The organism is Stenotrophomonas sp. G106K1 (genome assembly GCF_037969685.1).
GTDB classification, from domain to species: domain Bacteria; phylum Pseudomonadota; class Gammaproteobacteria; order Xanthomonadales; family Xanthomonadaceae; genus Stenotrophomonas; species Stenotrophomonas lactitubi.
The window spans coordinates 58,481-68,380 of sequence record NZ_JBBPFR010000027.1 but is presented as its reverse complement, the minus strand read 5'-3'; the positions used below and the strand labels follow the sequence as shown (position 1 = coordinate 68,380).

General features: G+C 64.1%; 10 protein-coding genes and 1 tRNA gene. All 11 read left to right on the top strand.

Translation table 11 applies throughout. The features are described 5' to 3' along the window. The first annotated feature begins 128 nt into the window (after window positions 1-128). The 11 genes from tpiA to nuoH all read left to right on the top strand — a co-directional run bounded on the left by tpiA (window position 129) and on the right by nuoH (window position 9,898). On the top strand, window positions 129-884 hold the full coding sequence (gene tpiA / locus WKB25_RS18685; protein ID WP_340572272.1) for a triose-phosphate isomerase: 756 nt from the start codon (window positions 129-131) through the stop codon (window positions 882-884). Between the two features lie 50 nt (window positions 885-934). Continuing rightward, on the top strand, window positions 935-1,372 hold the full coding sequence (secG, locus tag WKB25_RS18680) for a preprotein translocase subunit SecG (RefSeq protein WP_025876192.1): 438 nt from the start codon (window positions 935-937) through the stop codon (window positions 1,370-1,372). Between the two features lie 51 nt (window positions 1,373-1,423). Then, a tRNA-Leu gene (locus WKB25_RS18675) sits at window positions 1,424-1,508 on the top strand. A gap of 112 nt (window positions 1,509-1,620) precedes the next feature. Continuing rightward, window positions 1,621-1,977: an NADH-quinone oxidoreductase subunit A gene (locus WKB25_RS18670; RefSeq protein ID WP_005414075.1), complete on the top strand. Its 357-nt coding sequence runs from the start codon at window positions 1,621-1,623 to the stop codon at window positions 1,975-1,977. Next, window positions 1,968-2,522, top strand: coding sequence for an NADH-quinone oxidoreductase subunit B (locus WKB25_RS18665; protein ID WP_089236302.1), 555 nt, complete (start codon window positions 1,968-1,970; stop codon window positions 2,520-2,522). Before WKB25_RS18670 ends, WKB25_RS18665 begins: the two co-directional genes overlap by 10 nt. Window positions 2,523-2,555: 33 nt before the next feature. After that, window positions 2,556-3,302, top strand: a complete 747-nt coding sequence (locus tag WKB25_RS18660; protein WP_025876200.1) for an NADH-quinone oxidoreductase subunit C — start codon at window positions 2,556-2,558, stop codon at window positions 3,300-3,302. After that, entirely contained in the window at window positions 3,299-4,606 is a 1,308-nt protein-coding gene (locus WKB25_RS18655) for an NADH-quinone oxidoreductase subunit D (RefSeq protein WP_025876202.1), read from the top strand. The genes WKB25_RS18660 and WKB25_RS18655 overlap by 4 nt, the downstream gene beginning before the upstream one ends. 97 nt (window positions 4,607-4,703) lie before the next feature. Next, complete coding sequence (nuoE, locus tag WKB25_RS18650) at window positions 4,704-5,231, top strand: NADH-quinone oxidoreductase subunit NuoE (RefSeq protein ID WP_025876204.1); 528 nt, start codon at window positions 4,704-4,706, stop codon at window positions 5,229-5,231. Between the two features lie 4 nt (window positions 5,232-5,235). Then, a complete protein-coding gene (gene nuoF / locus WKB25_RS18645) occupies window positions 5,236-6,576 on the top strand; it encodes an NADH-quinone oxidoreductase subunit NuoF (RefSeq protein WP_176020088.1) in 1,341 nt (446 codons plus the stop codon). Next, window positions 6,573-8,807: an NADH-quinone oxidoreductase subunit NuoG gene (gene nuoG / locus WKB25_RS18640; protein WP_340572266.1), complete on the top strand. Its 2,235-nt coding sequence runs from the start codon at window positions 6,573-6,575 to the stop codon at window positions 8,805-8,807. Before nuoF ends, nuoG begins: the two co-directional genes overlap by 4 nt. After that, on the top strand, window positions 8,804-9,898 hold the full coding sequence (gene nuoH / locus WKB25_RS18635) for an NADH-quinone oxidoreductase subunit NuoH (protein WP_340572264.1): 1,095 nt from the start codon (window positions 8,804-8,806) through the stop codon (window positions 9,896-9,898). Before nuoG ends, nuoH begins: the two co-directional genes overlap by 4 nt. Window positions 9,899-9,900: the final 2 nt, after the last annotated feature.

The window sequence follows — 9,900 nt, the reverse complement described above, 5'->3', positions numbered from 1 at the left end:
CCAAACACCACCCCCGCCACGAGGGGCTGCGCCGTTCGCTGAAAACCCATGTAACCGCTTACAAAGAAACGGTTTTTTGCCGCAACAGGTATCATGGGCGGCTGAGTTCACACAGGAGCCACCCGCTCATGCGCCGCAAGATCGTCGCTGGAAACTGGAAGCTGCACGGCAGCCGTCAATTCGCCACCGAACTGCTGGGGCAGGTCGCTGCCGGACTGCCGAAGCGCGGGGTGGAGGTGGTGATCCTGCCGCCGATGCCCTACCTGGGTGAACTGGTCGAAGACTTTGGCGGCACCGGCCTGGCCTTTGGTGCACAGGACGTCAGCAGCAATGAGAAGGGCGCCTACACCGGCGAGGTGTGTGCGGCCATGCTGCACGAGGTCGGCGCCCGCTATGGTCTGGTCGGTCACTCCGAGCGCCGCCAGTACCACAACGAGAGCAGTGAGCTGGTCGCGCGCAAGTTCGCTGCCGCCCTGCACGCCGGCCTGGTGCCGGTGCTGTGCGTCGGTGAAACCCTTGAGCAGCGTGAGGCTGGGCAGACCGAGGCGGTCATCGCCAGCCAGCTGGCTCCGGTGATCGAGCTCGTCGGGGCGGAGGGCTTCGCCAATGCCGTGGTCGCCTACGAGCCGGTCTGGGCAATCGGAACCGGCCGTACCGCAACCAAGGAGCAGGCGCAGCAGGTGCACATGTTCATTCGTGGCGAAGTCGCGCGCATCGATGCTAGAATTGCTGATTCACTGCCCATTGTTTACGGCGGTAGCGTGAAGCCCGACAATGCCGGGGAACTGTTCGCGCAGCCGGATGTCGATGGTGGGCTGGTTGGTGGCGCCTCCCTGGTGGCCGCCGACTTCCTGGCCATCGCAGAGGCGGCGGCAAACAATTAGTTACGGTTGCCGGCTAGCCGCCGGCACTCTAGTCCGAGGGCGGATTTCCAATGCTGATGTTGATCCTCAATGTCGTCTACGTGCTGGTTGCCGTGGCCATGGTCGCGCTGATCCTGATGCAGCGTGGCTCGGGTGCGGCAGCAGGTTCGGGCTTTGGCGCTGGCGCCTCGGGGACCGTGTTCGGTGCGCGTGGCGCGTCCAACTTCCTGTCCAAGTCGACCAAGTGGCTGGCCGTGGTGTTCTTCGGCATCAGCCTCTTCATGGCCTGGTACGCCGGCCACGGCAACCGCCCGGCCGCCGATCAGGATCTGGGCCTGATGTCCGCCCCGGCGGCTAGTGCTCCGGCCGCTCCGGCGGGCGAATTGCCGGCCGTTCCCAAGGCTGATGCGGTCCCGGCCGCCCCGGTTCCGGCCGCAACTGTGCCGGCTCAGGCGGAATCTTCGGTTTCTGGTGAAGAAAAGCCTTCGGAAGGCTCCCAGAAAGACTGAAGCCGGTTACAATACGCGGCGCATCGGGAAAATAGTCTGATGTGATCGTTTGCCCAGGTGGCGGAATTGGTAGACGCACTACCTTGAGGTGGTAGCGACTTAGGTCGTAGGGGTTCGAGTCCCCTCTTGGGCACCATTTAGTAAGTAAAGCGGGTTGGTCTGGCGCGCAAGGCGCCAGGCAGATTCCCGTCCACTCCCCCATGCCAAAGCGCCTGCAGGCGCAGCGGCAGAGGCAAGAGAGAATCGCTGTGCTGGCCGAATATTTGCCGTCTCTGCTGTTTCTGATCGTTGCCACCGGTATCGGCATTACGCTGATGCTGGTTGGTCGATTCCTCGGTCCCCGCCGCCCCGATCTGGAAAAGCTGTCGCCGTACGAGTGCGGCTTCGAAGCCTTCGAAGACGCACGTATGAAGTTCGACGTGCGCTACTACCTGATCGCGATCCAGTTCATCGTCTTCGACCTGGAAATCATCTTCATCGTGCCGTGGACGCAGGTCTTCATGGAGCTGGGCGCGCGTTCGCTCGTCACCATGGGTCTGTTCGTCGGCATGCTGTTCCTCGGTTTCATTTATGTCTGGAAGAAGGGAGCGCTGGAATGGGAGTGATTCAGACTCTCGATGGCCTGATGACCAATCCTGTCCCGGAAGGGCGGGTTGACGACATCCTGCGGCCGGAAGGCGACAACCCGCTGCTGGAAAAAGGCTTTGTCACCACCAGCGTCGATGCCCTGCTGAACTGGGCACGTACCGGTTCGATGTGGCCCATGACCTTTGGTCTGGCCTGCTGTGCGGTCGAAATGATGCACGCAGGTGCGGCGCGCCTGGACCTTGACCGCTACGGCGTGGTGTTCCGCCCGTCGCCGCGTCAGTCCGACGTGATGATCGTCGCCGGCACCCTGGTCAACAAGATGGCCCCGGCGCTGCGCAAGGTCTATGACCAGATGCCCGACCCCAAGTGGGTGATCTCCATGGGCAGCTGCGCCAACGGCGGTGGTTACTACCACTACTCCTATTCTGTGGTGCGCGGCTGTGATCGCGTGGTGCCGGTGGACATCTATGTCCCGGGCTGCCCGCCGACCGCCGAGGCGCTGGTGTACGGGATCCTGCAGCTGCAGAAGAAGATCTGGCGTACACAGACCATCGCCCGCTGACCCCTTCACCTGACAAGAGCGCGCCAAGCCCCCATGGCAGAGCAAGCATCCTTCATCGACCGACTCTCCGCACGTTTCGCAGGTGCGAAGGTCATCGTGGTCGAACCCCGCGGCGAAGTGACGCTGGAAGTGCCTGCCGCTGAGTGGCACGCCACCGCCCTCGCGCTGCGTGACGAGTTTGGTTTCGAGCAGGCCGTGGACCTCTGCGGCGTCGATTACCTCGGTTATGGCTCCGATGAATGGGACACCGCCGACGTGTCCTCGCAGGGCTTCAGCCGTGGTGTCGAAGGCAAGGCCCAGGGCCGCTTCGCCTGGGGCGAATTCCCCAGCGAAGAGAGCGCCGACGGTGCCCGCCCGCAGCACATGCCGACCCAGCGCTTTGCCGTGGTCGCACAGCTGCGTTCGTACCAGCACAACCTGATGATGCACCTGCGCTGCTTCGCTCCTGACGAAGCGCTGCCGGTGGTGTCCTCGCTGACCAGCATCTGGCCGGGCCTGAACTGGTTCGAGCGCGAAGCGTTCGACCTGTATGGCGTGATCTTCGAAGGTCACCCGGACCTGCGCCGGATCCTGACCGACTACGGTTTCGTCGGCCATCCGTTCCGCAAGGACTTCCCGCTGATCGGCAACGTCGAAGTCCGCTACGACGAAGAAAAGAAGCGCGTCATCTACGAACCGGTCACCTCGGTGGAGCCGCGTGTCGGCGTGCCGCGCGTGATCCGCGACGACGCCCGCCTGCAGACCGCTGCCGGCGAGCGCTCGCAGGAGGCAGTGAAGTGAGTCACGTACACCAGGCCGGCGAAGCATTCGCCAGCAATGCTGCCGAAAGCCGGCAGGAAATCCGCAACTACACCATGAACTTCGGCCCGCAGCATCCGGCCGCGCACGGTGTGCTGCGCCTGATCCTGGAAATGGACGGTGAGACCATCATGCGTGCCGACCCGCACGTGGGTCTGCTGCACCGGGGCACCGAGAAGCTGGCCGAGTCCAAGCCGTTCAACCAGTCGATCGGCTACATGGATCGCCTGGATTACGTGTCGATGATGTGCAACGAGCACGCCTACGTGCGCTCGATCGAGACCCTGATGGGCATCGAGGCGCCGGAGCGTGCGCAGTACATCCGTACGATGTTCGACGAGATCACCCGCATCCTGAACCACCTGATGTGGCTGGGCTCCAACGCCCTCGACCTGGGTGCGATGGCGGTGATGCTGTACGCCTTCCGCGAGCGCGAAGAGCTGATGGACTGCTACGAAGCGGTCTCCGGTGCGCGCATGCACGCGGCGTACTACCGTCCGGGCGGCGTTTACCGCGACCTGCCGGACCACATGCCGAAGTACAAGGAATCGCGCTGGCACAAGGGCAAGGCTCTGAAGAACCTCAACGCCTCGCGCGAAGGTTCGCTGCTGGACTTCCTGGAGAACTTCACCAATGAATTCCCGGGTCGTGTCGACGAATACGAGACCCTGCTGACCGATAACCGTATCTGGAAGCAGCGCACCGTTGGCATCGGCGTGGTCACTCCGGAACTGGCCCACCAGTGGGGCATGACCGGCGTGATGCTGCGTGGCTCGGGCGTTGCCTGGGATCTGCGCAAGAAGCGTCCGTACGCGAAGTACGATGCCGTCGATTTCGACATCCCGCTGGGCAAGGAAGGCGATTGCTACGATCGCTACCTGTGCCGCGTGGCGGAAATGCGCGAGTCCAACCGCATCATCAAGCAGTGCGTGGCGTGGCTGAAGGCCAACCCCGGCCCGGTCATGGTCAAGAACTTCAAGGTCGCTCCGCCCAAGCGCGAGGACATGAAGGACGACATGGAAGCGCTGATCCACCACTTCAAGCTGTTCAGTGAAGGCTATTGCGTGCCGGCCGGCGAGACCTACGCCGCGGTTGAAGCGCCCAAGGGCGAATTCGGCTGCTACCTGGTTTCCGATGGCGCCAACAAGCCGTTCCGCGTACACCTCCGTGCGCCGGGCTTCGCCCACCTGTCCTCGATCGATTCGATCGTGCGCGGCCACATGCTGGCCGACGTGGTGGCGATGATCGGCACCTACGATCTGGTGTTCGGCGAGGTCGACCGGTAATGCCGTCCGCCACGCCAACGCCCGCTGCAGGCAGCCGGCGCAAGCCGGCGCCGCAGTTTCTGCAATTTCACGTTATGCATTTCGCTGAGGTCGGCCGATGAAGGCGACAGGTAATTTCGAGGCGGCGCGCGACGTCGACCCGATGGTGGTGTTGAGCGACAAAACCCGCGCTCACATCGATCACTGGCTGTCCAAGTTCCCGCCGGACCGCAAGCGCTCTGCCGTGCTGCAGGGTCTGCATGCTGCCCAGGAGCAGAACCAGGGCTGGCTGACCGACGAGCTGATCGCCGGCGTGGCCAAGTACCTGGACCTGCCGCCCGTGTGGGCCTACGAGGTCGCCAGCTTCTACTCGATGTTTGAGACCGAGAAGGTGGGCCGCAACAACGTGGCCATCTGCACGAACATCAGCTGCTGGCTCAATGGCGCCGAAGACATCGTGCGCCATTGCGAGAAGAAGCTGGGCATCAAGAACGGTCAGTCGACCGCTGACGGCCGCGTCTACCTCAAGCGTGAGGAAGAGTGCCTGGCCGGCTGCGCGGGTGCACCGATGATGGTCATCAATGGTCACTACCATGAGCGTCTGACCCTGGAAAAGGTCGACGAGCTTCTGGACGGGCTGGAGTAAGGGCATGGCACATCACCACGAATCCAAGGGTCCGGTCGGCCCCGCGCCGCTGCCGCACCAGGTGGTCTACACCACCCTGCATTACGACACCCCGTGGTCGTACGAAAGCTATCTGAAGACCGGTGGTTACGCTGCCCTGCGCAAGATCCTCGAAGAGAAGATCCCGCCGGAGCAGGTCATCGAAATGGTCAAGGCCTCGGGCCTGCGTGGCCGTGGTGGCGCTGGTTTCCCGACCGGCCTGAAGTGGTCCTTCATGCCCAAGGGCAACGTGCAGAAGTACATCCTCTGCAACTCGGATGAATCCGAGCCGGGCACCTGCAAGGATCGCGACATCCTGCGTTACAACCCGCATTCGGTGGTGGAAGGCATGGCGATCGCCTGCTACGCCACCGGTTCCACCGTGGGTTACAACTACCTGCGCGGTGAGTTCCACCACGAGCCGTTCGAGCACTTCGAGCAGGCCCTGGCCGACGCCTATGCAAACGGCTGGCTGGGCAAGAACGTGATGGGCTCGGGCGTGGATATCGATATCTACGGCGCCCTCGGTGCCGGCGCCTACATCTGCGGCGAAGAAACCGCGCTGATGGAATCGCTGGAAGGCAAGAAGGGCCAGCCGCGCTACAAGCCGCCGTTCCCGGCCAACTTCGGTCTGTATGGCAAGCCGTCGACGATCAACAACACCGAAACCTATGGTTCGGTGCCGGCGATCATCCGCAATGGTCCCGAGTGGTTCAAGGGCCTGAGCCTGACCGCCAATGGCGGCCCGAAGTGCTTCTCGGTGTCCGGCTGCGTGCAGAAGGGCGGCAACTTCGAAGTACCGCTCGGTACCACCTTCGACGACCTGCTGGAAATGGCTGGCGGCCTCAAGCCGGGCCGCAAGCTCAAGGGCGCGATCCCGGGCGGCGTGTCCATGCCGGTGCTGACCGCGGCCGAGTTGAAGGGCCTGCCGATGGACTACGACACCATCCGTGCGCTGGGCTCCGGCCTGGGTTCCGGTGCGGTCGTGGTGCTGGATGACAGCGTCTGCTGCGTCAAGTTTGCTTGCCGCATCAGCCAGTTCTTCCACAAGGAATCCTGTGGCCAGTGCACCCCGTGCCGCGAAGGTACCGGCTGGATGCACCGTGTGCTGGAGCGCATCGTTGCCGGCAAGGCCACGATGGAGGACCTGCACCAGTTGAAGACCGTGGCCGGTCAGATCGAAGGTCACACCATCTGTGCGTTCGGCGAAGCGGCGGCGTGGCCCATCCAGGGCTTCCTGCGCCAGTTCTGGGACGAATTCGAGTACTACATCGTCAACGGTCATTCGATGGTTGACGGCAAGAAGGTGGAGGCAGCCGCTGCATGAGCGCGCAACCCATAAATCCGAGCGTGCCACCGGACCACGTCACCATCGAGATCGATGGCAAGTCGCTGGTCGTGCCCAAGGGTTCGATGATCATCCAGGCTGCCGACAAGGCGGGCATTTCGATTCCGCGCTTCTGCTACCACGAGAAGCTGCCGATCGCTGCCAACTGCCGCATGTGCCTGGTCGACGTGGAAAAGTCGCCGAAGCCGGCGCCGGCCTGTGCCACGCCGGTGATGGACGGCATGAAGGTCGCCACCCGCAGTGAGAAGGCGCTGAAGTTCCAGCGCTCGGTGATGGAGTTCCTGCTGATCAACCACCCGCTGGATTGCCCGATCTGTGATCAGGGCGGCGAGTGCGAGCTGCAGGACGTGTCGCTGGGCTACGGCCGTTCGGTCAGCCGCTTCAACGAGCGCAAGCGCGTGGTGGCGGACGAGGACATGGGCCCGCTGGTCGCCACCGAGATGACCCGCTGCATCCAGTGCACCCGCTGCGTGCGCTTCACCGCCGATGTGGCCGGTACCTATGAACTGGGTGGCATGTACCGCGGTGAGAACCTGCAGATCGGCACCTACGACGGCAAGCCGCTGACCACCGAACTTTCGGGCAACGTGGTTGACGTGTGCCCGGTCGGTGCGCTGACCAACAAGGTGTTCCAGTTCCGCGCCCGTCCGTGGGAACTGACCGCGCGCGAATCGCTGGGCTACCACGACGCGATGGGCTCGAACCTGTTCCTGCACGTGCGTCGCGGCGAAGTGCTGCGCACCGTGCCGCGCGACAACGAGTCGGTCAACGAGTGCTGGCTGTCCGATCGTGACCGTTATTCGCACCAGGGCCTGTACAGCGAAGACCGTGCGGTCAAGCCGCTGCGCAAGGTCAATGGCGAGTGGAAGGAAGTGAGCTGGGCCGAAGGCCTGGCCGCGGCCGCCGAGATCCTCAAGGCCAACCAGGGCGACAACCTGGGCGTGCTGGTGCACCCGTCGACCTCGAACGAAGAGGGCGCACTGCTGGCACGCCTGGCTACTGGCCTGGGTTCGAGCAACATCGACCACCGCATCAACAACCGCGACTTCTCCGATGCCGCCACTGCCGAAGTGTTCGGCCTGCCGCTGGCCGAGATCGAAGGCGCCGACCGCATCGTCGTTCTGGGCAGCAACATCCGCCACGAACTGCCGCTGCTGCACGCTCGACTGCGCAAGGCGCAGACGACCAACGGCGCGAAGATCCACGTCGTCAACCCGGTCGACTTCGACTTCGCGTTCAGCGTTGCCGGCAAGCAGATCGTCGCACCGTCGAAGTTCGTCGACGCGCTGGCCAACGCCGAGCTGCGCTCGGCGGTGCAGGGCGGTACCAACACCGTGCTGATCGTCGGTGGCATCGCCGAGAACCACCCGCAGGCTGCCGCGATCCGCGCCGCTGCGCGTGATTTCGCCGCGGCCACCGGTGCCAAGCTGTGCCGTATCCCGCAGGGCGCCAACGCGATCGGCCTGACCCGCGCCGGCGTGCTGCCGGCCGGCAAGGACGTCGCCGCGATGCTGGCCGATCCGCGCAAGGCCTACGTGGTCTACGGCCTGGAACCGGGCCTGGACTTCGCCGATGCTCCGGCCGCGCGCAAGGCGCTGCTCGGCGCACAGGTGGTGGCCTTCAGCCACTTCGCCTGCGCCTCGACCCGCGACGTTGCCGACGTGATCCTGCCGATCGGTGCGCTGCCGGAAATCGATGCCACCCTGACCAACCTCGATGGTCGCGAGCAGTCGGCACGTGCCGGCGGCAAGCTGCCGGGCGAGGCCCGTGAGGGCTGGCGCGTGCTGCGCGCACTGGGCGGCGACATGGCGCTGGCCGGTTTCGACTTCACCGACCTGGCCGGCCTGCGTGCCAGCCTGGCCCCGGTGTCGGTCACCGTTGCCGCTTCGGCGCAGCCGGTGGTTGCCGGTGAAGGCCTGGAAGTGGCTTCGACCGCCGCGATCTACCGCACCGATGCGGTGGTCCGTCGCGCCCCGGCGCTGCAGTCGCATCCGCTCAACAACGCGCCGCGCATCGTGCTGAACGCTGAAGACGCCGCTCGCCTGCAGCTGCAGGAAGGGCAGATGGCCAAGGTCGGCACCGATGCCGGCAAGGCCACCCTGCCGGTGGTGGTCGACGCCCGCGTCGCTGCGGGTTCGGTATGGATTGAATCGGGCCACGGCGCAACCGCGCCGCTGGGTGCCGCTCGTGTTTCGGTGGTGGCTGCATGAACGAATTGCTGATTAACGCGGTCGATCCGCTGCACCAGTGGCTGCTTGGCCTCGGTGACATCGGCGCGCTGATCTGGATCATCCTGAAGATCCTGGTGATCACCGTTCCGGTGATCGTCTCGGTGGCCTTCTACGTGGTCTGGGAACGCAAGCTGATCGGCTGGATGCACGTCCGCCACGGCCCGATGTATGTGGGCATGGGCATCTTCCAGGCCTTCGCCGACGTCTTCAAGCTGCTGTTCAAGGAAGTCCTGCAGCCGAGCAGCGCCAACAAGGCGATCTTCCTGCTGGCGCCGCTGATCACCCTGGCCCCGGCCTTTGCGGCCTGGTCGGTGGTGCCCTTCGATTCGCAGATCGTGCTCTCCAACGCCAACGCCGGCCTGCTGTACCTGCTGGCGATGACCTCGCTGGGCATCTACGGCATCATCCTGGCTGGTTGGGCATCCAACTCGAAGTACGCATTCCTCGGTGCCATGCGTGCCTCGGCGCAGATGATCAGCTACGAAATCGCCATGGGCTTCGCCCTGGTCGGCGTGATGATCGCTGCGGGCAGCCTGAACCTGAGCAACATCGTGACGGCGCAGGCTGGCAGCTCCGGCTTCTTCGACTGGTTCCTGATCCCGCTGTTCCCGCTGTTCGTCATCTACTGGGTGTCGGGCGTGGCTGAAACCAACCGCGCGCCGTTCGACGTGGTGGAAGGTGAGTCGGAAATCGTCGCCGGCCACATGGTCGAATACTCCGGCGGTGCCTTCGCCCTGTTCTTCCTGGCCGAATACGCGAACATGATCCTGATCAGCTTCCTGATCTCGATCTTCTTCCTCGGCGGCTGGCTGAGCCCGATCCAGGGCTGGGTCGACTTCGGCAACGTCTCGCCGCTGGTCGACTGGATCTGGAAGGGCGGCGCACCGTGGCTGTTCGTCAAGGTGTTCTTCTTCGCCAGTGCCTACATCTGGTTCCGTGCCAGCTTCCCGCGCTTCCGCTATGACCAGATCATGCGCCTGGGCTGGAAGGTCTTCATCCCGCTGGCCATTCTGTGGATTGCGGTTACCGCCGTCATGGTGTTCTTCGGCGTGATTCAAAAGGGCGTCTAAGT